This window comes from Klebsiella sp. JB_Kp004, assembly GCF_040065795.1.
In the GTDB taxonomy this organism is placed as follows: domain Bacteria; phylum Pseudomonadota; class Gammaproteobacteria; order Enterobacterales; family Enterobacteriaceae; genus Klebsiella; species Klebsiella quasipneumoniae.
In genome coordinates this window covers 93099-116219 of record NZ_JBEAKW010000007.1, presented here as the reverse complement: position 1 = coordinate 116219, position 23121 = coordinate 93099, and the positions used below count along the sequence as shown (strand labels likewise).

At 61.0% G+C, this 23121-nt stretch carries 24 protein-coding genes; 16 read left to right on the top strand and 8 right to left on the bottom strand.

The genetic code is table 11. From position 1 onward, the window contains the following. The first annotated feature begins 19 nt into the window (after positions 1-19). Positions 20-556, top strand: coding sequence for a peroxidase-related enzyme (locus tag ABLX76_RS09630; RefSeq protein ID WP_032433699.1), 537 nt, complete (start codon positions 20-22; stop codon positions 554-556). 20 nt (positions 557-576) lie between these two features. Here the strand turns inward: ABLX76_RS09630 and ABLX76_RS09625 are convergent, their stop codons facing one another. Next, positions 577-1047: a nuclear transport factor 2 family protein gene (locus ABLX76_RS09625; RefSeq protein ID WP_086075627.1), complete on the bottom strand. Its 471-nt coding sequence runs from the start codon at positions 1045-1047 to the stop codon at positions 577-579. Next, positions 1044-1676 (bottom strand): pyridoxamine 5'-phosphate oxidase family protein, encoded by a 633-nt coding sequence (locus ABLX76_RS09620; protein ID WP_348874455.1) that lies wholly within the window; start codon positions 1674-1676, stop codon positions 1044-1046. Before ABLX76_RS09620 ends, ABLX76_RS09625 begins: the two co-directional genes overlap by 4 nt. 95 nt (positions 1677-1771) lie before the next feature. On the opposite strand from ABLX76_RS09620, the gene ABLX76_RS09615 reads away from it, so the two are divergent. Then, the gene (locus ABLX76_RS09615; RefSeq protein ID WP_023291405.1) at positions 1772-2686 is read left to right on the top strand and encodes a LysR substrate-binding domain-containing protein; all 915 of its coding nucleotides are present in this window, start codon (positions 1772-1774) and stop codon (positions 2684-2686) included. On the opposite strand, the gene ABLX76_RS09610 is transcribed toward ABLX76_RS09615, so the two are convergent. Further along, positions 2683-4176 carry an MDR family MFS transporter gene (locus ABLX76_RS09610; RefSeq protein ID WP_032454395.1) on the bottom strand — a complete coding sequence of 498 codons (1494 nt, stop codon included), beginning with the start codon at positions 4174-4176 and terminating at the stop codon, positions 2683-2685. The genes ABLX76_RS09615 and ABLX76_RS09610 overlap by 4 nt on opposite strands. Positions 4177-4256: 80 nt before the next feature. Here ABLX76_RS09610 and ABLX76_RS09605 point away from each other — a divergent pair, with 80 nt between their 5' ends. Continuing rightward, complete coding sequence (locus ABLX76_RS09605) at positions 4257-4904, top strand: TetR/AcrR family transcriptional regulator (RefSeq protein ID WP_023291407.1); 648 nt, start codon at positions 4257-4259, stop codon at positions 4902-4904. A gap of 642 nt (positions 4905-5546) precedes the next feature. On the opposite strand, the gene ABLX76_RS09600 is transcribed toward ABLX76_RS09605, so the two are convergent. Next, positions 5547-5963: a GNAT family N-acetyltransferase gene (locus tag ABLX76_RS09600; RefSeq protein WP_032454397.1), complete on the bottom strand. Its 417-nt coding sequence runs from the start codon at positions 5961-5963 to the stop codon at positions 5547-5549. On the opposite strand from ABLX76_RS09600, the gene ABLX76_RS09595 reads away from it, so the two are divergent. Then, a complete protein-coding gene (locus ABLX76_RS09595) occupies positions 5938-6054 on the top strand; it encodes a hypothetical protein (RefSeq protein WP_065882911.1) in 117 nt (38 codons plus the stop codon). The genes ABLX76_RS09600 and ABLX76_RS09595 overlap by 26 nt on opposite strands. On the opposite strand, the gene ABLX76_RS09590 is transcribed toward ABLX76_RS09595, so the two are convergent. Continuing rightward, positions 6014-6136 (bottom strand): hypothetical protein, encoded by a 123-nt coding sequence (locus ABLX76_RS09590; protein ID WP_032454401.1) that lies wholly within the window; start codon positions 6134-6136, stop codon positions 6014-6016. The two genes, ABLX76_RS09595 and ABLX76_RS09590, sit on opposite strands and share 41 nt — an antisense overlap. Positions 6137-6342: 206 nt before the next feature. Between ABLX76_RS09590 and eefA the strand changes: the two genes are divergently transcribed. The 8 genes from eefA to ABLX76_RS09550 all read left to right on the top strand — a co-directional run bounded on the left by eefA (position 6343) and on the right by ABLX76_RS09550 (position 17122). Then, positions 6343-7467, top strand: a complete 1125-nt coding sequence (gene eefA, locus ABLX76_RS09585) for a multidrug efflux RND transporter periplasmic adaptor subunit EefA (protein ID WP_348874454.1) — start codon at positions 6343-6345, stop codon at positions 7465-7467. Beyond that, positions 7467-10574: a multidrug efflux RND transporter permease subunit EefB gene (eefB, locus tag ABLX76_RS09580; protein WP_060589905.1), complete on the top strand. Its 3108-nt coding sequence runs from the start codon at positions 7467-7469 to the stop codon at positions 10572-10574. Before eefA ends, eefB begins: the two co-directional genes overlap by 1 nt. A 3-nt stretch (positions 10575-10577) precedes the next feature. After that, positions 10578-11942 carry a multidrug efflux RND transporter outer membrane subunit EefC gene (eefC, locus tag ABLX76_RS09575; protein ID WP_032454402.1) on the top strand — a complete coding sequence of 455 codons (1365 nt, stop codon included), beginning with the start codon at positions 10578-10580 and terminating at the stop codon, positions 11940-11942. 45 nt (positions 11943-11987) lie between these two features. After that, positions 11988-13151 (top strand): multidrug effflux MFS transporter, encoded by a 1164-nt coding sequence (locus tag ABLX76_RS09570; protein ID WP_241515907.1) that lies wholly within the window; start codon positions 11988-11990, stop codon positions 13149-13151. A 161-nt stretch (positions 13152-13312) separates the two neighbouring features. Then, complete coding sequence (murQ, locus tag ABLX76_RS09565; protein ID WP_065882904.1) at positions 13313-14215, top strand: N-acetylmuramic acid 6-phosphate etherase; 903 nt, start codon at positions 13313-13315, stop codon at positions 14213-14215. A gap of 24 nt (positions 14216-14239) precedes the next feature. Then, on the top strand, positions 14240-15670 hold the full coding sequence (murP, locus tag ABLX76_RS09560) for a PTS N-acetylmuramic acid transporter subunit IIBC (RefSeq protein WP_023291414.1): 1431 nt from the start codon (positions 14240-14242) through the stop codon (positions 15668-15670). A gap of 152 nt (positions 15671-15822) precedes the next feature. Beyond that, on the top strand, positions 15823-16725 hold the full coding sequence (locus ABLX76_RS09555; RefSeq protein ID WP_004205129.1) for a DMT family transporter: 903 nt from the start codon (positions 15823-15825) through the stop codon (positions 16723-16725). A 106-nt stretch (positions 16726-16831) separates the two neighbouring features. Next, positions 16832-17122: a YicS family protein gene (locus ABLX76_RS09550; protein WP_023291415.1), complete on the top strand. Its 291-nt coding sequence runs from the start codon at positions 16832-16834 to the stop codon at positions 17120-17122. A 64-nt stretch (positions 17123-17186) separates the two neighbouring features. On the opposite strand, the gene ABLX76_RS09545 is transcribed toward ABLX76_RS09550, so the two are convergent. Beyond that, on the bottom strand, positions 17187-18128 hold the full coding sequence (locus ABLX76_RS09545; RefSeq protein WP_065882906.1) for a LacI family DNA-binding transcriptional regulator: 942 nt from the start codon (positions 18126-18128) through the stop codon (positions 17187-17189). Further along, a complete protein-coding gene (locus ABLX76_RS09540) occupies positions 18112-18429 on the bottom strand; it encodes a hypothetical protein (RefSeq protein WP_124070018.1) in 318 nt (105 codons plus the stop codon). Before ABLX76_RS09540 ends, ABLX76_RS09545 begins: the two co-directional genes overlap by 17 nt. Between ABLX76_RS09540 and ABLX76_RS09535 the strand changes: the two genes are divergently transcribed. From ABLX76_RS09535 to ABLX76_RS09520, 4 genes are all read left to right on the top strand, one after another. After that, positions 18422-18736, top strand: a complete 315-nt coding sequence (locus tag ABLX76_RS09535; protein WP_348874453.1) for a PTS sugar transporter subunit IIB — start codon at positions 18422-18424, stop codon at positions 18734-18736. The two genes, ABLX76_RS09540 and ABLX76_RS09535, sit on opposite strands and share 8 nt — an antisense overlap. Before the next feature lie 11 nt (positions 18737-18747). Then, complete coding sequence (locus ABLX76_RS09530) at positions 18748-20070, top strand: PTS sugar transporter subunit IIC (RefSeq protein WP_023291424.1); 1323 nt, start codon at positions 18748-18750, stop codon at positions 20068-20070. Positions 20071-20168: 98 nt separating this feature from the next. Continuing rightward, positions 20169-20471, top strand: a complete 303-nt coding sequence (locus ABLX76_RS09525) for a PTS lactose/cellobiose transporter subunit IIA (protein WP_004205145.1) — start codon at positions 20169-20171, stop codon at positions 20469-20471. Between the two features lie 145 nt (positions 20472-20616). After that, positions 20617-21996 carry a carbohydrate porin gene (locus ABLX76_RS09520; protein WP_289552536.1) on the top strand — a complete coding sequence of 460 codons (1380 nt, stop codon included), beginning with the start codon at positions 20617-20619 and terminating at the stop codon, positions 21994-21996. Positions 21997-22322: 326 nt separating this feature from the next. Here the strand turns inward: ABLX76_RS09520 and phnV are convergent, their stop codons facing one another. After that, the gene (phnV, locus tag ABLX76_RS09515; protein WP_348874452.1) at positions 22323-23120 is read right to left on the bottom strand and encodes a 2-aminoethylphosphonate ABC transport system, membrane component PhnV; all 798 of its coding nucleotides are present in this window, start codon (positions 23118-23120) and stop codon (positions 22323-22325) included. Position 23121 lies beyond the last annotated feature (1 nt).

The following is a 23121-nucleotide window of genomic DNA, read 5'->3' as shown; positions in this document are numbered from 1 at the left end:
AAAACAACAGGAGTTAACCATGAGCCGTTTAGCTGATATCCGTGAACAAGACGCCACCGGCAAAGCCGCCGATATTTTCGCCGGGATCAAAAAAGCAATGGGCAAAGTGCCGAATGCCTACCTGGCCATCGGCGGCCACTCGCCGGCCGCGCTGCAGCAGGCGCTGGCGCACAATGCGATGCTACATAAAGGCAGCCTCAGCGCCCAACAGCTGGAAGCCATTAACCTGTCGGTCAGCGAAGCCACCGGCTGTGACTACTGCCTGGCCGCACATACGCTGATGGCGAAAAAAGCCGGCTTCAGCAGCGAACAGATCCACGCCCTGCGCCGCGGGGAGTATGCGGAAGAGGCACAGCTTGATGCGCTGGTGAAATTTGCGCAGACGCTGGTGACCACCACCGGCACGCTGCCGGAAGCCGACGTCGCCGCGCTGCGCAACGCCGGTTTTAGCGACCAGCAGGTGATTGAGATTATCAGCGCCATCAGCGCAATCTTGTTCACCAATATGGTGAACCGGGTTAACGACACGGTGGTCGACTTCCCGAAAGCCGATTAATCCGTCGCGCAGCACCGGTTTTACAGCCCCAGGTCGCTGAGCCCCGGATGATCGTCCGGGCGACGCCCCTGGGGCCAGTGGAACAGGCGCTCGCTTTCGGCGATCGGCAGATCGTTGATGCAGGCGTAGCGCGTCTGCATCAGCCCGTGCTGATCAAACTCCCAGTTTTCATTGCCGTACGAGCGAAACCAGTTGCCGCTGTCGTCGCACCACTCATAGGCGAAGCGCACGGCGATGCGATTTTCCTGCCATGCCCACAGCTCCTTAATCAGCCGATATTGTTGCTCTTTACGCCATTTTCGCTGCAGGAATTCGACAATTTGCCCCCTGCCGTGGACAAACTCGCTGCGGTTGCGCCATTCGCTGTCCACGGTGTAGGCCAGAGCGACCTTTTCGGCATCGCGGCTGTTCCAGCCATCTTCCGCGGCGCGGACCTTCTGGATAGCGCTGTCGCGGGTAAACGGCGGTAACGGGGGACGTTGTTCGGTCATGCTGACTCTCCTCTGCGGGCTAATTGCTGCTGCAGGCGCAGATTCTCCTGCTCCAGGTCATGAATACGTTGCTGCAGGTTCTGGCTGTACTCCGCCACCTGCTGCGCGCTGTAGCGCGGCGTAATGTGCTGCGGGCAGTTCCAGTCAAACGCCTGCAGATGAAAAAGAAACAGGCGCTCGATGCGGGCGCGATAGTTGGCCGGCGCCACCTGCGCCAGCAGCTGCGGGTGGTTCTCTGCCGCCACGACCTCGACGGTGGCGTAGATTTTCAGCCTGGCACGGCGCGGATAATCCATCAAAAACAGGCAGGCCCGGTCGCTGCCGCGCAGGTTGCCGGTGGTAATGTACTGACGGTTGCCGCCGAAATCCGCCATCGCCAGGGTGGTATCGTCCAGCAGATGCAGAAACCCCGGCGGGCCGCCGCGATGCTGAATGTAGGGCCAGCCGCTCTGCGACACCGTCGCCAGATAAAAGCTGTCGCGGGTGGCGATCATCCCCGCTTCGCTGTCGCCGAAGCGGTCGGCCTGGCGGCGACTATGCGGCGTTTGCCACAGCTGGTCGCTGCCCATTTCATGCTGCACATCCATCACGTCCGGGGTGATGGCGATATCGAGAAAGGTTGCTGCCATAGCGCCTCCTGTTGTCTGGCGCCATCATGGACTGTACTGTAAAAAATGATAATACTGGTTTCGTGGCAATCATCTTTCCAAAAATCGGGAGAATAATGGATCGATTAAGCGCGATGGCGCTGCTGGTGAAAGTGACCGAGCTGGGGAGTATGTCGGCGGCGGCGCGGGCGCTGAATATGCCGTTGACCACCGTCAGCCGCCATATCGGCGAGCTGGAGAACGCGCTGGGGGTGCGCCTGCTGGCGCGGACCACCCGCAAACTGACGCTCACCGACGCCGGGGTCGATTATGTCGCTGCCGCGCGGCGGATCCTTGAGGAGGTGGAAAACGCCGAACGCCAGGCGACGGGCGAGTATCAGGAACCGAAAGGCGAGCTGGTGATCTCTGCGCCGACAATGTTTGGGCGCCAGCACGTTCTCCCGGTGATCGCTGAATTCATCGCCCGTTACCCGCAGATTCACGTCCGTTTGCTGCTCAGCGATCGTAACGCCGACCTGGTGGGCGACCATATCGATCTGGCGGTGCGGATAGGCGACCTGGCGGACAGCAGCATGGTGGCCACCCGCCTTGGCAGGATGCGCATTGTGGCCTGCGCCCATCCGGCGCTGCTGGCGAAATACGGCGAGCCGCAGCGGCCGCGCGATCTGGCGGCGCTGCCGATCATCCGCATTGAATCGCCGATGCCCTATCGCGGCTGGCGCTTTCGCGCCGCTGAGCGCGAGGACCAGTTGATTAACCTGCCGCCGGCGTTATCGGTCACCACGCCGGAGAGCGCTGCCGATGCCGCGCGGCTGGGGGTGGGCGTAGCTCGCTTACTGCACTATCAGGCGCTGGACGGCCTGCGACAGGGTGAGCTCCGTCTGCTGCTGGAGCGCGTCGAGCCGGAGCCGGCGCCGGTCCATTTGCTGTATACCGCCCGGGACCTGGCGCCGCTTAAGCTGCGAAAATTTATCGATTTTGCCGCGCCGGCGCTGCGTCAGGCGCTGCTGCGCATTGCCGGGGCCGCTTAGTGCGTCGCGGTCTTCAGCGGCGCCTCCTTTAACAGCCAGGAGAGGACAAACGCCACCGCCATAATGCAGGCCGCCATGAGGAACGCCGCGTGGATCGCCGCGCCGAAGGCGTCGAGATAGTCGAGGCGGATATCCGCGGGCAGGTGCTGCACCGCCACCGGATTCATTCCCGGCGGCAGTACCGCGCCTTCCGGCAACAGCTTTTGCAGGTTGCTCTGCAGCACGTGCGTGAACACCGCGCCAAACAGCGCCACGCCGATGGAGCCGCCGATCGAGCGGAACAGGGTCACGCCGGAGGTGGCGACGCCGTAAAGCTTCGCCGGCATCGCGTTCTGTACCGCCAGGACCAGCACCTGCATCACCAGCCCCAGACCCGCCCCCAGCACGCCGGTAAACAGGTACAGCTGCCACAGCGGTGAGTGAATGGTGATCCGGGTCAGCAGCACCATGCCGGTCACGCCAAGCAGGGTACCGAGGATCGGAAACAGGCGATATTTACCGGTACGGCTGATAATCCGCCCGCTGATAATCGAGGTCAGCAGCAGGCCGCCCATCAGGGGGATCAGCTGCAGCCCGGCCTCGGTGGGGGTCGCCTCCTTCACCACCTGCAGATAGAGCGGCAGGAAGGTGACTGATCCAAACAGCGACATGCCGATGACGAAGCCGATCAGACTGCACAGCAGGAAGCTGCGGTTGCGGAACAGCGACAGCGGAATAATCGGCTCGGCGGCCATTCGCTCTTCGTAGATAAAACCGATGACCCCCACGATGCCGAAGGCCAGAATGCACCACAGCTGCGGGTCATTCCACGCATGAACGCTGCCCCCTTCCGAGGTAAACAGGATGATGCACAGCAGCGCCATGCTGAGGTAAATCGCCCCCAGCCAGTCAATCTCATGCTGGCTGCGTTTATTGCTGCTGTGGAATACCGCGCCGATCACCAGCAGCGCGAAGAGGCCCAGCGGCAGGTTGATGTAGAAGATCCAGCGCCAGGAGGCGTGCTGCACCAAAAAGCCGCCGATCAGCGGGCCGATCACCGTCGCCAGGCCAAAAACGCCGCCGAACAGCCCCTGATAGCGGCCACGACTGGCGGGCGGGATGACGTCGGCCACCGCCGCCATGCTGATGACCATCAGGCCGCCGCCGCCGAGCCCCTGCAGGCCGCGCATCAGCACCAGCTGGGTCATGTTCTGCGCCAGCCCGCAGAGGGCGGAGCCGACAAGAAACAGCCCAATCGCCACCTGCAGCACGATTTTGCGGCCGAACAGATCGCCGAATTTACCGTACAGCGGCACCGCGATGGTGGAGCTGAGGATATAGGCGGTAACCACCCAGGAAAGCTTGTCCAGCCCGCCCAGTTCGCCGACAATCGTCGGCAGCGCGGTGGAGACAATGGTCTGATCCAGCGCGGAGAGGAGCATCACCAGCAGCAAGGCGCTAAACAGCAGGCGTATCGACTGCACCGGTGGGTTCGCGACTTGAGAAGTCATCACAACACTCGCTTGATATTAATTAAATGCATAATTAATATTTAGTGAAAGAATGAGTCGGGTCAAGAGATCGCCATATCATGACAGCACAAAAGGATCAGGATACCCCCCGCCGCCCGGGGCGGCCGCGCGGTAAAAAACCGGGTACCGCCAACCGCGAACAGCTGATGGACATCGCCCTGACGCTGTTTGCCCGCGACGGCGCGGCCCGCGTGTCGTTGAACGCCATCGCCAAAGAGGCCGGGGTGACGCCGGCGATGCTGCATTACTATTTCAGTTCGCGGGATGCGCTGGTGACGCAGCTGATCGAAGAGCGCTTTATGCCGCTGCGCAACCACATCAGCCGCATCTTTGTCGACCATCCGCAGGACCCGGTGCTGGCGCTGACGATGATGGTCGAGACGCTGGCGCACATGGCGGAGAAAAACGCCTGGTTCGCGCCGCTGTGGATGCAGGAGATCATCGGCGAGATGCCGATCCTGCGTCAGCATATGGACGCCCGCTTCGGCGAGGAGCGTTTTCAGGTGATGCTGGAGGCGGTGCGCCGCTGGCAGCGGGAGGGCAAGATTAACCCGGCGCTGTCGCCGGAGCTGCTGTTTACCACGGTGATTAGCCTGGTGCTGGTGCCGTTTTCGCGCATCCACAGCGATCCGCGTTTACAGGCGGTTGACCGCCAGACCATCGTCAGCCACGCGCTGGCGTTAATGGGCCATGGCGTCGGGGGTTAAGGCGTGGTTTTGACGCTTTTGTAGCCCGGATAAGGCGCCACGCGCCGCCATCCGGGATTTTCCCTGCTCGCGCTACGCTTAGCAGGGCTACAACTTCTATGTTATGTCCGGGCAGATTGCGCTCCCGATATTTCTTCTGCGTTATGCCTGGCATGGCGCAGGGAGCGCACAGGGGGCGGCCAGTCGCCGCCGCCCCCTGTACCCCCGGGCTCCGGCCAGCAAAATCGCCGCTACGCGGTACCTTCGACTTATCCCTGCAGGCTTCGGGTCGGGCCGAGGCAGCGTCCATGCAAAACACGGCCCTCAGCCCGCATCCATGCGGGCTGCCCCGGCCTTCCGGGAACGTCTCAGCGATTTTGAGGCCGCCAGCACCGGCAGTTTCAGTCGCGCAAGTGGGTATATCAACAACAGGCCGCTCGGCATCATGGCGGGCACAGCACGAACCGTAGGCCGGGTAAGGCGCAGCCGCCACCCGGCAAGAATACAGGTGCCGTGCCTGATATCCTGCCCGGCGGCGCTGCGCTTGCCGGTCCTGGGTGGGGCGAAACTACGGGAGAACTGTGTAGGCCGGATAAGGCATTTATGCCGCCATCCGGCACAATCACAGGTACGGTACCTGACCGCCCGGCGATATCAGGACCGTTACAGCGCCTTCGACAAATAGTGACGCTGCATTCCCGCATGCGGGAAGTCGGGCAGCGACATCTGCAGCTGATAGCCTAATTTCTGATAAAACGGCAGCGCCTGGAAGCTAAAGGTATCCACCAGCAGATGGCTGCAGCCCTGCGCCTGCGCCTGCCGCTCCGCCTCCTGCATCAGCTCGCTCCCCAGTCCGCGTCCGCGCGTCGCTTCGCTGACCCACAGATACTCAATGCACAGCCAGTTGCCCTTGCGTTTGGCAATCAACCCGCCCTGCATCACCCCTTGCGCATCGCGGGAGTAAACGCCCAGATCGCCAAACTGCGCCGCATCGAGATACTGCTGATTATAGTGCCGCAGACCGGCAAACAATTCTTGTTGGTCGTCGGGATTAATGCTTTTTGTAATAATTAACGCCATTAACTATCTCCAGTATCGCTGTGCCGAAAGGTTATTTTTCCTCTCCACTTTCACAAAAAATTCTTATTTTCTCCATGATTATTTGCCTTAATTTTTTGCGTTCTAAAAGTAAGCAAAAAAACCTTTCCATTATCGCGGCGGATCGTATAATGGGAAAAAATGAGAATGATCATTCTCACCACAAAACCAGAGGAGATGCGCTTTTCACCTCCTGAAGGCCGAAAAGGTTGGCTTCAGCGGAGACACAATAACAATCACGTTCAGGAACATCTGTGTTCCTTTTTTGTCATTTTCGCTTAGCCGAAAATGCCTCAGCGCCCAACCTATTCCCTCGTTTTTAAATAAACGGGGCGGACGTCTTATATCTTGAGAAAATATAATGAAATACATCATAGCTCCCATCGCGACAGCATTATTTCTCCTCAGCGGATGCGATAATGCGCAGACATCTGCCCCGCAGCAACCCACGCCGGAAGTGGGCGTGGTCACTCTGCAAAGCCAGCCGGTTCCGGTAGTCAGCCAGCTCACCGGCCGCACCACCGCCTCGCTCAGCGCCGAAGTACGCCCGCAGGTGGGCGGCATCATCCAGAAGCGCCTGTTTACCGAAGGCGATATGGTGAAGGCCGGGCAGGCCCTTTACCAGATCGATCCCTCCAGCTATCGCGCGACCTGGAATGAAGCGGCGGCGGCGCTGAAACAGGCCCAGGCGCTGGTGGTCTCCGATTGCCAGAAGGCTCAGCGCTACGCGTCGCTGGTCCGGGATAACGGCGTCTCCCGCCAGGATGCCGACGACGCCGCCTCCACCTGCGCCCAGGACAAGGCCAGCGTGGCATCGAAGAAAGCGGCGCTGGAGAGCGCGCGCATCAACCTGAACTGGACCACCGTCACCGCGCCGATTACCGGGCGCATCGGCATCTCGTCGGTCACGCCGGGGGCGCTGGTCTCCGCCGATCAGGATACCGCGCTGGCGACGATCCGCGGGCTCGACACCATGTATGTCGATCTGACGCGATCCAGCGTCGATCTCCTGCGTTTACGCAAACAAAGCCTGGCCAGCAACAGCGATACCCTCAGCGTGACGTTAATCCTTGAAGATGGCAGCACCTACAGCGAAAAAGGGCGTCTGGCGCTCACCGAAGTCGCCGTCGATGAATCCACCGGCTCGGTAACCCTGCGCGCCATCTTCCCCAACCCGCAGCACGTCCTGCTGCCGGGGATGTTTGTCCGCGCGCGCATCGATGAAGGCATCATGAACGACGCGATCCTCGCCCCGCAGCAGGGGATTACCCGCGATGCCAAAGGCGACGCCACGGCGCTGGTGGTCGATGCCGACAACAAAGTTGCGCAGCGCGCCGTGGAAACCGGCGACACCTACGGCGATAAATGGCTGGTGCTGAGCGGCCTGAAAGCGGGCGACAAGCTGATCGTCGAAGGCACGGGTAAAGTGGCCCCAGGCCAGACGGTGAAGGCCGTTGCCGTCAACAATAACGGAGTCAACGCCTGATGTTCTCCCGTTTCTTCGTGCGTCGCCCGGTCTTTGCCTGGGTGATCGCCATTCTGATTATGCTCGCCGGCGTGCTGGCGATCCGCACTCTGCCGGTGGGCCAGTACCCGGACGTCGCCCCGCCGGCGGTGAAAATCTCCGCCACCTACACCGGCGCCTCCGCCGAAACCCTGGAGAACAGCGTCACCCAGGTGATCGAGCAGCAGCTTACCGGCCTCGACCATCTGCTCTACTTCAGCTCCACCAGCAGCTCCGACGGCTCGGTCAGCATCACCGTCACCTTTGAGCAGGGGACCGACCCGGACACCGCCCAGGTGCAGGTGCAGAACAAAGTCCAGCAGGCGGAATCGCGGCTGCCGAGCGAAGTCCAGCAGTCCGGCGTGACGGTGGAAAAATCGCAGAGCAGCTTCCTGCTGATCCTCGCGGTGTATGACAAAACCGACCGCGCCACCAGCTCCGATATCTCCGACTGGCTGGTCAGCAACCTGCAGGACCCGCTGGCGCGCGTAGAGGGCGTCGGTAGCCTGCAGGTGTTCGGCGCCGAATACGCGATGCGCGTCTGGATGGACCCGACTAAACTCGCCTCCTACTCGCTGATGCCTTCCGACGTCCAGTCGGCGATTGAGGCGCAGAACGTGCAGGTCTCCGCCGGTAAAATCGGCGCCCTGCCATCGTCCAGCGCCCAGCAGCTGACCGCCACCGTGCGCGCGCAGTCGCGGCTGCAAACCCCTGACCAGTTCAAAGCGATCATCGTGAAAAGCCAGGCCGACGGCTCGGTGGTGCGCCTGAGCGATGTCGCGCGGGTGGAGATGGGCAGCGAGGATTACACCGCTACCGCCAATCTCAACGGCCACCCGGCCGCCGGGATCGCGGTGATGATGGCCCCCGGCGCCAACGCGCTGGACACCGCGACCCTGGTGAAAAGCAAAATCGCCGAATTCCAGCGTCAGATGCCGCAGGGCTACGATATCGCCTATCCAAAGGACAGCACCGAGTTCATCAAAATCTCGGTCGAAGACGTGATTCAGACCCTTTTCGAAGCGATTATCCTCGTGGTCTGCGTGATGTATCTGTTCCTGCAGAACTTCCGCGCCACGCTGATCCCGGCGGTAGCGGTCCCGGTGGTGCTGCTCGGCACCTTCGGCGTGCTGGCGCTGTTCGGCTACTCGATTAACACCCTGACGCTGTTCGCCATGGTGCTGGCGATCGGCCTGCTGGTGGACGACGCCATCGTGGTGGTGGAGAACGTTGAGCGCATTATGCGCGACGAAGGGCTGCCCGCCCGGGAAGCCACCGAAAAATCGATGGGCGAAATCTCCGGCGCGCTGGTGGCGATCGCCCTGGTGCTGTCAGCGGTCTTTCTGCCGATGGCCTTCTTCGGCGGCTCGACCGGGGTCATTTATCGCCAGTTCTCGGTGACCATTATCTCGGCGATGATGCTGTCGGTGGTGGTGGCCCTGACCCTCACCCCGGCGCTGTGCGGCGCGCTGCTCAGCCACTCCAGGCCTCATACCAAAGGGTTCTTCGGCGCGTTTAACCGCCTGTGGGGGCGCACGGAAGCGGGCTACCAGCGCCGCGTGCTCGGCGGCCTGCGCCGTGGCGCGGTGATGATGGGCGCTTACGTCCTGATTTGCGGGGCGATGGCGCTGGCGATGTGGAAACTGCCGGGCAGCTTTCTGCCGGTGGAGGACCAGGGGGAGATCATGGTCCAGTACACCCTGCCCGCCGGGGCCACCGCGGTGCGTACCGCCGAGGTGCGTCGCCAGGTCACCGACTGGTTCCTGACCAAAGAGAAAGCCAATACCAACGTCATTTTCACCGTCGACGGCTTCAGCTTTAGCGGCAGCGGTCAGAACGCCGGGATGGCCTTCGTGTCGCTGAACAACTGGTCGCAGCGCAAAGGCGACGACAATACCGCCCAGGCCATCGCCCTGCGCGCCAATAAAGAGCTGGGGACGATCCGCGACGCCACCCTGTTCGCCATGACCCCGCCGTCGGTGGACGGTCTCGGACAGAGCAACGGCTTCACCTTCGAGCTGATGGCCAGCGGCGGTACCGACCGCGACAGCCTGATGAAGCTGCGCAGTCAGCTGCTGGCGGCAGCCAACCAGAGCGGCGAGCTGCAGTCGGTGCGCGCCAACGACCTGCCGCAGATGCCGCAGCTGCAGGTGGATATCGATAACAACAAAGCGGTCTCGCTGGGGCTGTCGCTGAGCGACGTGACCGATACGCTCTCCAGCGCCTGGGGCGGTACCTACGTGAATGACTTTATCGACCGCGGCCGGGTGAAGAAGGTCTATATCCAGGGCGAGAGCGACGCGCGCGCCGTGCCCTCCGACCTCGGCAAATGGTTCGTTCGCGGCAGCGATAACAGCATGACGCCCTTCTCCGCCTTCGCCACCACCCACTGGCAATACGGCCCGGAAAGCCTGGTGCGCTACAACGGCTCCGCCGCCTTTGAGATCCAGGGCGAAAACGCCGCCGGCTTCAGCTCCGGCGCGGCGATGGACAAGATGGAAAAGCTGGCCGACAGCCTGCCGGCGGGCTCCACCTGGGCGTGGAGCGGCATTTCGCTGCAGGAAAAGCTGGCCAGCGGCCAGGCGATGAGCCTGTACGCCATCTCGATTCTGGTGGTGTTCCTGTGCCTGGCGGCGCTGTATGAGAGCTGGTCGGTGCCGTTCTCGGTGATCATGGTCATCCCGCTCGGCCTGCTCGGCGCGGCGCTGGCGGCGACGCTGCGCGGCTTAAGCAACGACGTCTACTTCCAGGTGGCGCTGCTGACCACCATCGGCCTGTCGTCGAAGAACGCCATCCTGATCGTGGAGTTCGCTGAATCCGCAGTGGATGAGGGTTATTCGCTCTCCCGGGCGGCGATCCGCGCCGCGCAGACCCGTCTGCGCCCAATTGTCATGACCTCGCTGGCGTTTATCGCCGGGGTGCTGCCGCTGGCCATCGCCACCGGCGCCGGGGCCAACAGCCGCGTGGCGATCGGCACCGGCATCATCGGCGGCACCCTGACGGCCACCCTGCTGGCGGTGTTCTTCGTACCGCTGTTCTTCGTGCTGGTGAAACGCTTCTTCACCCGCCAACGTCCTTCTCAGGAGTAAGGTATGTTTCGTTTGAGTTTTATGTTTATCGCGCTCCTGACCGCGGGCTGCGTCTCGCTTGATCCGCATTATGATCGCCCGGCCGCGCCGGTGCCGGCTACCCTGCCCGGGGCGCACGGCGAATCGACGGCGGTGGTCGGCGACTGGCAGAAAGTGGTCAATGACGCGCGGCTGAAAAAAGTGGTCAGTATCGCGCTGAACAGCAACCGCGATGTGCAAAAGGCGCTGGCCGATATCGAGGCCGCGCGCGCCCAGTACGGCGAGACGCGGGCGTCGCTGTTCCCCACCGTCGATGCCGAGCTGAGCCATACCCGCAGCAAAACGGTGGCCAGCGGCCTGAGCTCCGCTTCGCAGGCCGACGGGGCGGTCTCCAGCTTCGAGCTGGATCTGTTTGGCAAGAACCAGAGCCTGTCGCGCGCGGCGCGCGAAACCTGGCTTGCCAGCGAATTCACCGCGCAGAATACCCGGCTGACGATGATTGCCGATTTGACCACCGCCTGGGTGACGCTGGCGACGGATAACAGCAATCTGGCGCTGGCGCAGCAGACCATGGACAGCGCAGCAAACTCGCGCAACATCGTCGCCCGTCAGATGGCGGTGGGCACCGCCTCCGCCGGCGATTTAAGCTCGGCGGAAAGCGTCTATCAGCAGGCGCGCGCCAGCGTCGCCAGCTACCGCACGCTGGTGGCGCAGGATAAAAACGCTATTAACCTGCTGGCGGGGGAAACCGTGCCGGAGAGCCTGCTGCCCGGCACCCTCGACAGTCTCGGGGATAACTGCATCGCCCTGGTGCCGGCGGGGGTGTCATCGTCGGTGCTGCTGCGCCGGCCGGATATTCAGGAAGCGGAGCATAATCTGAAGAGCGCCAATGCCGATATCGGCGCGGCGCGGGCGAACTTCTTCCCGTCGATTTCCCTGACCGCCAGCGCCGGCGTCGGCAGCGACTCGCTGTCGTCGCTGTTCAGCCACGGGATGCAGGTGTGGTCGTTCGCCCCCTCCATCAGCCTGCCGCTGTTTACCGGCGGCAGCAACCTGGCGCAGTTGCGCTATGCGGAAGCGGAGAAGAAGGGGCTGATCGCCACCTACGAGAAATCGATTCAGAGCGCCTTTAAGGACGTTGCCGATGCGCTGGCGCGCCGGGAAACGCTAAATGAAGAGCTCGATGCCCAGCAACAGTATGTCGCCGCCGAGCAGACCTCGCTGGATATCGCTATGAAGAGCTATCAGGCTGGGGTCGGCGATTATCTGTCGGTGCTCACCGCCCAGCGCACGCTGTGGTCGGCGAAGACGACGCTGCTGTCCCTGCAGCAGACCGACCTCAATAACCGGATCACCCTCTGGCAGTCGCTGGGCGGCGGCGCCAGTTAATTTCACCCGCCGGGCGACCGCGCCCGGCTTCTGTAAGGAATCGTTATGCCACGTGTTTCCCTCTCCTGGGCGCTGATCCTCGGCCTGCTGTCGGGCATTGGGCCGCTGTGCACGGATTTTTATCTGCCGGCGCTGCCGGAGATCACTCAGCAGCTGCAGGCCACCAGCACCCAGACCCAGCTGTCGCTGACCGCCGCGCTGATTGGCCTCGGCCTGGGTCAGCTGTTTTTCGGCCCGCTGAGCGACCGGATTGGCCGCCTGAAACCGCTGGCGCTGTCCCTGCTGTTGTTTATCTTCTCTTCGGCGATGTGCGCCCTGACCCGGGATATCAACATGCTGATTGTCTGGCGCTTTTTACAGGGCTTCGCCGGCGCCGGCGGCTCGGTGCTGTCGCGCTCCATCGCCCGCGATAAATACCAGGGCACCCTGCTGACCCAGTTTTTCGCCCTGCTGATGACGGTGAACGGCATTGCGCCGGTCCTGTCCCCGGTGCTGGGCGGCTACGTGATCACCGCCTTCGACTGGCGAATTCTCTTCTGGACGATGGCCGCCATTGGCGGCGCGCTGCTGGTCATGAGCCTGACTATCCTGCGGGAAACGCGCCCGGCCGCGGCGCCCCATGCCGCCCACCAGCGGCCCGGCCAGCCGGTGCTGAAGAATCGTCGTTTTCTGCGCTTCTGCCTGATTCAGGCGTTTATGATGGCCGGGCTGTTCTCCTACATCGGCTCCTCTTCCTTCGTAATGCAGAGCGAATACGGCATGAGCGCCATGCAGTTCAGCCTGCTGTTTGGTCTGAACGGTATCGGGCTGATTATCGCGGCGATGATCTTTTCCCGTCTGGCGCGCCGCTTCAGCGCCGAAGGCCTGCTGCGCGGCGGCCTGACGCTGGCAGTGGGCTGCGCGGCGATCATGCTGCTGTTTGCCTGGCTGCAGCTGCCGGTTCTGGCGCTGGTCGGCCTGTTTTTTACCGTGTCGCTGATGAGCGGCATCAGTACCGTCGCCGGCGCGGAAGCGATGAGCGCCGTCGACGCCGCCCAGTCCGGGACCGCGTCCGCGCTGATGGGCACCCTGATGTTTGTTTTCGGCGGCATCGCCGCGCCGTTGGCGGGCCTCGGCGGCGAAACGATGCTGAAGATGAGCCTCGCGATGGCGATCTGCTACCTGCTGGCGCTGCTGATGGGCCTCAGCCAGCCGCGCGGCGCGCGCTAAACGCAGGTGCGGTAATAAAATATTCCACCTTGATTACCGCACTATTTCCCGCCATCTCTACAACTCTCATATTATTCTCCTCGAACTAATCGTGATACTCTTCACAGGCAAGGAATAAATAATTCCTTATACTGCGCACGACTGAGAATAACGAGGTTTCTATGAGTATTGACCTGAGCAAACTGCTGACCGAGCGACGCAACGCCAACAGCGCCAACATTGACACCCTTTCCACCCTCGAGATGCTGACGGTGATAAACCAGGAAGACCAGCAGGTGGCCCAGGCGATTACGCCCTATCTGCCGCAGATTGCCGAGGTGGTGGATAAGGTCGCGACGGCGCTGCAGGCCGGTGGCCGCTTGATTTATATCGGCGCTGGCACCTCAGGGCGTCTGGGGATCCTCGATGCCAGCGAATGCCCGCCGACTTTTGGCACCCGCCCGGAGCAGGTGGTGGGGATCATCGCCGGCGGACATAAAGCGATTCTCAGCGCCGTGGAAAACGTGGAAGACAACAAAGCGCAGGGGGCGATGGATCTGCAGAACCTGAACTTCAGCAACCGCGATGTACTGGTGGGGCTGGCGGCCAGCGGACGCACGCCGTACGTCATTGGCGCCATGGAGTATGCCCATCGTCAGAATGCCTTTGTCGCCATCGTCAGCTGTAACCCGCATGGCGAAATGGCTCAGCTGGCGGACGTCGCCATCACCCCGGTGGTCGGCCCGGAGGTAGTGACCGGCTCGACCCGCCTGAAAGCCGGTACCGCGCAGAAGCTGGTGCTGAACATGATCTCCACCGGGGCGATGATTCGCGTCGGCAAGGTCTACAGCAACCTGATGGTCGACGTCGAAGCGACCAACGCCAAGCTGATTGAGCGCCAGGTTTCCATCGTGATGGAGGCGACCGACTGCGATCGTCCCACTGCCCAGAAGGCGCTGGAGGCCTGCGGCCGCCACTGTAAAACGGCGATCGTGATGGTGCTGGCGGACTTAAGCGCCGAAGAGGCGCAGTCGCTGCTGGCGAAAAACAACGGCTACATCCGCAAGGCGCTCAGCAACACCTGAGCGCCGACAGACAGGTAACGGGCAATGGCAAAAATAACGAAAGAGATGATAGCGCGGATCCTCGCCCACGCAGGCGGCGCCGCTAACGTCGCGCAGGCAGGCAACTGCATGACGCGCCTGCGCTTGACCCTGCGCGATGAAGGCCTGGCCGACACCGCCGCCATCCGCCAGATTGACGGCGTGATGGGGGTGATCGTCAGCGACGAGCAGTTCCAGGTGGTGCTCGGCCCCGGCAAGGCGCAAACCGCCGCCGAGATGATGAACGGCCTGCTGGAGGAGGCGCCCGCCGCGCCGACGCTGGCCGACGTCGCGGCGGAGAAAAAACAGGCGCTGAAGGGCAAGCAGACCAGCGCGGTGCAGAAGTTTCTCGCCAAATTCGCCACCATTTTTACGCCGCTGATCCCCGGCTTTATCGCCGTCGGGCTGCTGCTGGGCTTCGCCACCCTGGCGGAACAGGTTTTCGTGCTGGAGAACGCCCATCCGAACGCCAGCCTGGTGGCGCTGATTGGCTATATGAAGGTATTCAGCAAAGGGATGTTCACCTTCCTGAGTATCCTGATTGGCTATAACGCCCAGAAGGCGTTCGGCGGCTCCGGCGTGAACGGCGCGATTATCGCCTCACTGTTCGTGCTGGGCTACAACCCGGAGGCGACCAGCGGCGTCTACGCCGGGATCTCCACCTTCTTCGGCCACGGTATCGATCCGCGCGGCAATATCATCGGCGTATTGATCGCCGCCATCCTTGGGGCGTGGGTTGAACGCCAGGTGCGGCGGGTCATGCCGGCCAACCTCGATATGATCCTCACCTCGGCGGTGACGCTGCTGATCATGGGCGCGGTGACCTTTACGGTGATCATGCCGATTGGCGGCTGGTTGTTTACCGGCATGTCGTGGCTGTTCCTGCATCTTAACGGCAATCCGTTTGGCTCGGCGGTGCTGGCCGGTCTGTTCCTACTGGCGGTGATGTTCGGCGTCCATCAGGGGTTTGTCCCGGTCTATTTTGCGCTGGTGGATGCCCAGGGCTTTAACTCGCTGTTCCCAATCCTGGCGATGGCCGGGGCCGGGCAGGTGGGGGCGGCGCTGGCGCTGTTCTGGCGGGCGAAGCGCGATTCGCTGCTGCGAACCCAGATTAAGGGGGCAATTATTCCGGGCTTCCTCGGGATTGGCGAGCCGCTAATCTACGGCGTCACCCTGCCGCGGATGAAGCCGTTTGTCACCGCCTGCCTCGGCGGCGCCTGCGGCGGCTTCTTCGTCGGGCTGATCGCCTGGCTGGGGCTGCCGGTCGGCCTGAACACGGTGTTTGGTCCGTCCGGCCTGGTGGCGCTGCCGCTGATGACCTCCGGCAGCGGGATTTACGCCGGGATGGCGGTCTACGCCGGCGGACTGGCGGTCTCCTACCTGTGCGGCTTTGCGCTCACCTGGCTGTTCGGCAGTAAAAATGTCGATTTAAGTTAGAACGCGATTGTCGGTTAATGCCCGGCGGCGGCTTCGCCTTACCGGGCCTGCAAAATAGTTGTACCGCCGCGCCCGACTACCATTTCCTGCCCCGCCGCCCCGGGCGGGCGCATGCTATGATTCACCTTTGTCATATTTCGCCAGAGGAAAAGATGGGCTCCAGCAAAAAAGGGATGCTGAACGTACTGATTGCCGCCGTGCTGTGGGGCAGTTCCGGGGTGTGCGCGCAGTTTATTATGCAGGAAAGCCAGATGTCGTCGCCGTTTCTGACCATGACGCGTCTGCTGTTCGCCGGGCTGATCCTGTTGATGCTCGGCTTTGTTCACGGCGACCGCATTTTCCGCGTGCTGCAAAACCGCCGCGACGCTGTCAGCCTGCTGTTTTTCTCGCTGTTTGGCGCGTTAACCGTGCAGTTCACCTTTCTGATGACCATTGAGAAATCGAATGCCGCCACGGCCACGGTGCTGCAGTTCCTGTCCCCGACGATCATCGTCGCCTGGTTCGCCCTCGCCCGTAAAGCGCGCCCCACTCCGCTGGTGCTGGGGGCTATCTGCACCTCGCTGGCAGGCACCTTTCTGCTGGTGACCCACGGCAACCCGACGACGCTGTCGATTTCGCCGGCGGCGCTGTTCTGGGGGATCGCCTCGGCGTTTGCCGCCGCGTTTTATACCACCTATCCCTCGACGCTGATTGCCCGCTACGGGACGCTGCCGATCGTGGGATGGAGCATGCTGTTCGGCGGCGCGATGCTGCTGCCGTTTTACGGCGGCCAGGGCACCGATTTTGTGGTTAACGGCAGCCTGCTGTTAGCCTTTTTCTACCTGGTGGTGATCGGTACTTCGCTGACCTTCAGCCTTTATCTTAACGGCGCGCAGAAGATTGGCGGCGCCAAAGCCGGGATCCTCAGCTGTGCCGAACCGCTGAGCAGCGCCCTGCTGTCGCTTCTGCTGCTGGGGATCACCTTCACGCTGCCGGACTGGCTGGGCACTCTGCTGATCCTGGCCTCGGTGGTGCTGATCGCCATCGACTCGCGGCGGCGGGTGAGAGCCGCCTGAGGCGATGATAACAAACGCCTTTTCAACAAGTTAAATTAACCGCTATTTGCGTGTTTGCCCGCCTGCGCATATAGTTGACGGAAGCGATTACGGAAGGAGAAGCCTGATGAAAGCATGTTGGATGGTATGCCTGGTCACCGCCCTGAGCGCCACGTCGGCGTGGGCTGAATCACCGCTGCAAAGCCTGCAGTTCGAACAGCAAAAGCAGCAGGTGCTTAAAGCGGTGAAGGAAAAATGCGCGCCAGCAAGCCACCTCAGCGACAACGATTTTGCCAATAACGTGCTGGCGACCGACGGCAACAAGAACGCGGTCCGCGAAGCGACGCTGGCGAAAGAGCGCAATAACCAGAAAAGCTACCAGGCCGCGATCGACAAAATCGTCTGTCCGGCCAAATAGCCATCTCGGCATGACCGCCGTCCTGTCGTGGACAGACGGCGGGAGATCTCGGTGAGTGCTGCGTTTAGTGCTTCGGAATAATTAAATCGCCGCGCAGCGGGCTGCCGCCCGGGTTGTCCGTTTTCGCGGTCAACCAGTTGACGATCCGCGACGCCATCGCGTCCATGGAATATTCAATCGCCGGGATAGTCGGGATACCGGGCAGCTGTAACGATCCGGCGAGGCTAAACACCATCACATTTTGCGGAACGGCGCGGTTAAACGCCTGCAGCTGCGGCACCACGCGCTGCGCCTGCTGTTCATCGCTCACCAGCAGCGCATTAAAGTTCAGCGTCGTGGCGTTATTGACCAGCTCCTGCACCGCCACCGACGGCGAGGTGTTATCCAAAAACACCAGATTGCGATTAAACGGCAAAAAGTTTTTTTCCAGCGCGTGCTTGTAGCCCAGCAGCACCTGATCGGCGAAGCCGCTGCTCTGGGGATGGATCAGCGCAATCTGCCTTCTGCCCTGGCTTATCAGATAGTGACAGGCGGTTTCGGCGGCGAAGGCGTGATCGAACTGAATGCTGTTTTCGCCCTCGCTGTCGAGGCAGTCCACCAGCACCACGTCCGGGCGGTTAATATTCAGAGGAAAACGCGCGCCGATGATCAGCACGTTATCGCACAGCCCGCAGGTCAACTCCTCCAGCGAGTTCATCACGCCGCTGCTGGTGTTGGCGAAGCGCAGCAGCAGGTGCTTCTGGTGCTGGCTGAGCTGTTTTTCCAGGGCGTAGAGATAGCTGGTGGTTTGATTGATATTGTCCTGGGCGCAGATGACACCGATGCAGCCGGTGGACTGGCTAAGCAACGACTGGGCTATCATGTTTGGCCGGTAATTGAGCGTTTCCGCCGCCTGCAGCACCGCCTGACGACTGGCCTCCTTCACGCCACGTGAGCCGCTCAACACTCGCGACACCGTGGCTTTGGAAACCCCGGCAAGTCGTGAAACATCATTGATTGTCGACATCATTTTCCCCTGCGCGGGCGCCGCGCCCCGCTAAAATCCCGTAAACCTGAATCGCTTCAATTATGACCAGCGCAGTATATCCATTTCGCCATTTGTTTGGAAACCGATTTTCCATTTCAGCGCAAAACATCGCCAAATCGACAGAATAATGTGAGCCAAATCCAATAAATCCGCCCCATAAGCAGGAGATCTTGACCACTATCACAGTTCTGCTTTTTATAAATGGAAACCGGTTTCCGTCTGATATCAAATCATCCACGCAATAACTTTTTACATTTTGAGGATGGTCGTCGATGTACAAGATTATGCTGTGCTGTTCTGCCGGAATGTCCACCAGTCTGCTGGTCAGAAAGATGGTGGAGGTGGCGAATGAACGTGATCTGCCGGTGCAGATTGACGCCTATGGCGTTTCCGAATTTGACATCCAGTTTCCGCAGTATCAGGTGGTGTTGCTTGGCCCCCAGGTGAAATACATGTTGAAAACCCTGTCTGACAAAGCGGCTTCCCTGAACATTCCGGTTCAGCCCATCGATACGATGGACTACGGTATGCAGCGGGGAGACAACGTCCTGAATTATGCTCTGTCGCTGATCCCAGCGGCGCACTGAGAGGTGTTGAAATGAGTTCTCTGTATCAGTCCATGATTGCCGTGATCGAGCAATCTATTACTCCGCTGGCAGGACGCCTTGGGCAGCAGAAATATGTTATCGCTATCCGCGATGGCTTCACTGCCGCATTGCCGTTTATGATCATCGGCTCTTTCATGCTGGTATTTATCTTTCCGCCGTTTTCACCCGATACCACCAACGGCTTTGCCCGCGGCTGGCTCGATTTCTCCCAGCACTACCGCGAACAGCTGATGCTGCCGTTTAACCTCAGCATGGGCGTAATGACCTTCTTTATCTCGGTCGGCATTGGCGCCAGCCTCGGTCGTCAGTTTCAGCTCGATCCGGTGATGTCCGGTCTGCTGGCGTTTATGGCCTTCCTGCTGGTCGCCGCGCCCTATGCCGATGGTAAAATTTCCACTCAGTATCTGTCCGGCCAGGGCATTTTTACCGCCCTGATCACCGCCATCTACTCCACCCGCGTCTACGCGTGGCTGAAGCAAAACAACATCACCATCCGTCTGCCGAAAGAGGTGCCGACCGGCGTCGCCCGTTCATTTGAAATCCTGATCCCGGTGCTGGTGGTGATTGGTACTTTGCATCCGCTGAACCTGTTTATCGAAGCGCAGACCGGGATGATCCTGCCGCAGGCGATCATGCATCTGCTGGAGCCGCTGGTGTCCGCCTCCGACTCGCTGCCGGCGATTTTGCTCTCCGTTCTGATGTGCCAGATTTTCTGGTTCGCCGGGATCCACGGCTCGCTGATTGTCACCGGCATTATGAACCCGTTCTGGATGGCCAACCTGTCGGCAAACCAGGCGGCGCTGGCGGCCGGCACGGTGCTGCCGCACGTCTATCTGCAGGGTTTCTGGGATCACTATCTGCTGATTGGCGGCGTCGGTTCGACCCTGCCGCTGGCCTTCCTGCTGCTGCGTAGCCGGGCCACACATCTGCGCACCATCGGCAAGATGGGCATCGTGCCGAGCTTCTTTAATATCAACGAGCCGATCCTGTTCGGGGCGCCGATCATCATGAACCCGATGATGTTTATCCCCTTCGTCTGCGTACCGATGGTCAACGCGGTGCTGGCTTACGGCGCGACGCGTCTTGGCTGGCTGAGCCAGGTGGTGTCCCTCACTCCGTGGACCACGCCGGCACCGATTGGCGCCTCGTGGGCGGCCAACTGGACGCTGAGCCCGGTAGTGATGTGCCTTATCTGCATGGTGATGTCGGCGGTGATTTACCTGCCGTTCCTGCGCGCCTATGAACGTTCCTTAATGAAAACCGAAGTTGAGAAAACCAAAAATAGCGTTCCGGTGGCAGAAACCGTTAGCTAATTCCTCTCCGCCCCGGAGAGATAATATGATGACAGCGTCATAATGCAGAAAAAGGACTTTCACTGCATTATTAAATAATAAAGACCTCAGGAATACACATGATTGAATTAGAAGATGCGGTAATGGAAATTATCGTCAATGCGGGACAGTCACGCTCATTATGTTTTGAAGCGCTGCATGCGGCCCGAACCGGAAATATCGACGAAGCGCGTTTACTCTTAAATGAGGCCGACGGTTACGCCCGCCGGGCGCATCAGATGCAGACCCAGCTCATCGAGCAGGATGCCGGTGAAGCGCGTCAGCCTATGACGCTTATTATGGTACATGCCCAGGATCATCTGATGAATTCGCTGCTGGCCCGCGAGTTCTCAGAAGAATTAATCCATCTGTACCAGCGTTAATTAATATGGAATAACGTCAGCGAGAATATTTCTCTCCGGCGTCGCTGTACCCTAAAAAAACAAATCAGCTTATTTTGGTTATTTATTTTAGCCAGAATGGGATGGTTATTATCTGAAATATATTAATTATTAAAGCGAGATAACCATGAATACTGTGAAAAAACTGCCTTTAGCCATGGCGGTTGTCGCCGCGCTGTGCCCAATTTCCGTAATGGCGCAAGAATTTACTCAGGAACAGATCGACGCCATCGTCGCCAAAGCCGTTGATAAAGCGCTGGCCGACCGCCAGGCGAAAATTGACGCCGCGGCCGACAAAAAGGTCGACGTGATTACCAACCCGCAGACCACCGCCGCCTCGCCGGATGTGGCGATTCCGTTCGGCCTCAAGTTCAGCGGCTATGCCCGCTATGGCGCCCATTTCCAGACCGGCGACCAGAAATATGTCGGCGTCGACGGCTCCTATAACGGCGCCTCGGCGATCGGTCGTCTGGGCAACGAAAGCAACGGCGGCGAATTCCAGATCAGCAAAGCCTTCAAAAGCGCGCAGGGGGCTATCTGGGATCTCAACGTCATGTTCGACCACTGGAGCGACGAGGTTAACCTGAAGAAGGCCTACGTCGGCGTCACCAACGTGCTGGAATCCAATCCCAACGCCTATATCTGGGCCGGCCGCGACTTCCACCAGCGTCCGCAACAGGGGATCAACGACTACTTCTGGATGAACCACGACGGCCAGGGCGCCGGGGTGAAGAACTTTGATATCGGCGGCGTGCAGTTCGACGTGGCGACGGTCTCGCAGGTGAAATCCTGTAGCCCGGAAGTGATGGCCGACGAGACCAACCCGTCGCGTATCACCTGTACCGGCAGCTCCGACACCGGGGACAACGGCCACTACGCGCTGACCACCAAAACCCACAACATCAAGGCCGGGCCGATCGACGTCGAGGTGTACGCCAACTACGGCTTTGACTCGAAGGCGGTGGACAGCGACGCGCGTCTCGAAGCCTGGCAGGGCGGCCTGGTGCTGAGCCACACCAACGACAGCGGAGTGAACAAGGTGATCCTGCGCTACTCCGACAACTCGGATAACAGCGTCTACAACAAAACCGACGACCTGACCACGGTCTACGCCAGCTTCGAGGGCAGCCATAAGTTCACCCAGCAGGCACAGGTGGAATATCTGCTGGCCTTCCACGACTACGACAACGGCAGGGACAACACCGACAACCGCAAGAACTACGGCGCCATCGTGCGGCCGATGTACTTCTGGAACGACGTGCACTCCACCTGGCTGGAAGCGGGCTACCAGCGCGTGGACTACGACCAGGGCGGGGATAACCACGGCTGGAAGCTGACGCTGTCGCAGAACATCGCCATCGGCATGGGGCCGGAGTTCCGTCCGATGCTGCGCTTCTACGTGACCGGCGGTCAGGTGGACAACGAGCATACCGCGAAGGTCAACGGCACCAAAGACCAGCAGCTGGATTCGCTGAACGTCGGCGGGATGTTTGAGGCGTGGTTCTGATGCGATAGCGTTGTCGAAGGAGCGTTCCCGGCTGGCGCTACGCTTAGCCGGGCTACGACTGGTGCGCTCCATTTATGCCGGATGGCGGCATACATGCCTTATCCGGCCTACGTTCCTTCCTGCGGGCTCCCCCTGTAGGCCCGGCAAGCGCAGCGCCGCCGGGCAGGACACTTCAAGCTCCATACCCGCGGTAGTGCCGGATGGCGGCATAAATGCCTTATCCGGCCTACGTTTCTGAAGCGGACTAAGGGATATCTCCCCCAGGCCCGGCAAGCGCAGCGCCGCCGGTCAGTCTGCCGCCAGCCCCGCATGACGACATCCACTCTTTATCTCTGACACAAACGACGGGCGATGCGCTCCAGCTTCATCATCAACAGCAGCGTGACGCCCACCAGCACGATGGTCAGCGCCGAGCCATCGGCGATATTACCGCGATCGGTCAGGCTGAAAATGGTCACCGGCAGGGTGGTCCAGCCCGGCGGATAGATCATCACCGTCGCTCCCAACTCCCCCATCGACAGCGATAAACTCAGCGCCAACGCCGAGATCATCCATGGCGTCATCAGCGGCAGCGTCACATGGCGCAGGCGGTACCACGGGGAAGCGCCCAGGCTGGAGGCGACGTTTTCAATATCAGCGGAAATTCGCGCCAGCCCGGTGGTCACGTTGCTGAAGGTAAAGGCCGAGATCAGCACGAAATGCGCCGCCAGGACGATAAAGAAGGTGCCATTCATCTGCAGCGGCCCCTGGCTGAAGGCCACCAGAATGCCCAGTCCCACGGAAACCGAGGGGATGGCGCTGGGCAGATAAAACATCAACCCAAGATATTTCTGCAGCTTCGCGCCCGTCTGGCGCAGCGCCAGCGCCGCCCACATCCCGCACAGCAGCGCCAGCAGGTTGGCGCAGAAGCCCACCATCAGGCTGGAAAACAGCGAATCCCACGCCGCGCCGCGAAAAGCGTTAACAAAGTGGGCGAAGGTAAAGCCGGTGGGCAGCAGGCCGTTCCACTGCTGGCTCAGGCTGGAGAGCAAAATCACCGCCAGCGGCAGCAGGAAGATGCCGGCAAAGAGCGTCACCGCCAGCGCGCCCGCCGCCGCGCGGCCTTTACGCGACCAAATCAACATC

What these genes read in the sequence shown, in the direction of transcription:
- ABLX76_RS09630 (WP_032433699.1), top strand. Translation starts at nt 20, where the DNA reads ATGAGCCGTTTAGCTGATATCCGTGAACAAGACGCCACCGGCAAAGCC.
- ABLX76_RS09625 (WP_086075627.1), bottom strand. Translation starts at nt 1,047, where the DNA reads ATGACCGAACAACGTCCCCCGTTACCGCCGTTTACCCGCGACAGCGCT.
- ABLX76_RS09620 (WP_348874455.1), bottom strand. Translation starts at nt 1,676, where the DNA reads ATGGCAGCAACCTTTCTCGATATCGCCATCACCCCGGACGTGATGGAT.
- ABLX76_RS09615 (WP_023291405.1), top strand. Translation starts at nt 1,772, where the DNA reads ATGGATCGATTAAGCGCGATGGCGCTGCTGGTGAAAGTGACCGAGCTG.
- ABLX76_RS09610 (WP_032454395.1), bottom strand. Translation starts at nt 4,176, where the DNA reads ATGACTTCTCAAGTCGCGAACCCACCGGTGCAGTCGATACGCCTGCTG.
- ABLX76_RS09605 (WP_023291407.1), top strand. Translation starts at nt 4,257, where the DNA reads ATGACAGCACAAAAGGATCAGGATACCCCCCGCCGCCCGGGGCGGCCG.
- ABLX76_RS09595 (WP_065882911.1), top strand. Translation starts at nt 5,938, where the DNA reads ATGCTTTTTGTAATAATTAACGCCATTAACTATCTCCAGTATCGCTGT.
- ABLX76_RS09600 (WP_032454397.1), bottom strand. Translation starts at nt 5,963, where the DNA reads ATGGCGTTAATTATTACAAAAAGCATTAATCCCGACGACCAACAAGAA.
- ABLX76_RS09590 (WP_032454401.1), bottom strand. Translation starts at nt 6,136, where the DNA reads ATGATCATTCTCATTTTTTCCCATTATACGATCCGCCGCGATAATGGA.
- eefA (WP_348874454.1), top strand. Translation starts at nt 6,343, where the DNA reads ATGAAATACATCATAGCTCCCATCGCGACAGCATTATTTCTCCTCAGC.
- eefB (WP_060589905.1), top strand. Translation starts at nt 7,467, where the DNA reads ATGTTCTCCCGTTTCTTCGTGCGTCGCCCGGTCTTTGCCTGGGTGATC.
- eefC (WP_032454402.1), top strand. Translation starts at nt 10,578, where the DNA reads ATGTTTCGTTTGAGTTTTATGTTTATCGCGCTCCTGACCGCGGGCTGC.
- ABLX76_RS09570 (WP_241515907.1), top strand. Translation starts at nt 11,988, where the DNA reads ATGCCACGTGTTTCCCTCTCCTGGGCGCTGATCCTCGGCCTGCTGTCG.
- murQ (WP_065882904.1), top strand. Translation starts at nt 13,313, where the DNA reads ATGAGTATTGACCTGAGCAAACTGCTGACCGAGCGACGCAACGCCAAC.
- murP (WP_023291414.1), top strand. Translation starts at nt 14,240, where the DNA reads ATGGCAAAAATAACGAAAGAGATGATAGCGCGGATCCTCGCCCACGCA.
- ABLX76_RS09555 (WP_004205129.1), top strand. Translation starts at nt 15,823, where the DNA reads ATGGGCTCCAGCAAAAAAGGGATGCTGAACGTACTGATTGCCGCCGTG.
- ABLX76_RS09550 (WP_023291415.1), top strand. Translation starts at nt 16,832, where the DNA reads ATGAAAGCATGTTGGATGGTATGCCTGGTCACCGCCCTGAGCGCCACG.
- ABLX76_RS09545 (WP_065882906.1), bottom strand. Translation starts at nt 18,128, where the DNA reads ATGTCGACAATCAATGATGTTTCACGACTTGCCGGGGTTTCCAAAGCC.
- ABLX76_RS09535 (WP_348874453.1), top strand. Translation starts at nt 18,422, where the DNA reads ATGTACAAGATTATGCTGTGCTGTTCTGCCGGAATGTCCACCAGTCTG.
- ABLX76_RS09530 (WP_023291424.1), top strand. Translation starts at nt 18,748, where the DNA reads ATGAGTTCTCTGTATCAGTCCATGATTGCCGTGATCGAGCAATCTATT.
- ABLX76_RS09525 (WP_004205145.1), top strand. Translation starts at nt 20,169, where the DNA reads ATGATTGAATTAGAAGATGCGGTAATGGAAATTATCGTCAATGCGGGA.
- ABLX76_RS09520 (WP_289552536.1), top strand. Translation starts at nt 20,617, where the DNA reads ATGAATACTGTGAAAAAACTGCCTTTAGCCATGGCGGTTGTCGCCGCG.
- phnV (WP_348874452.1), bottom strand. Translation starts at nt 23,120, where the DNA reads ATGTTGATTTGGTCGCGTAAAGGCCGCGCGGCGGCGGGCGCGCTGGCG.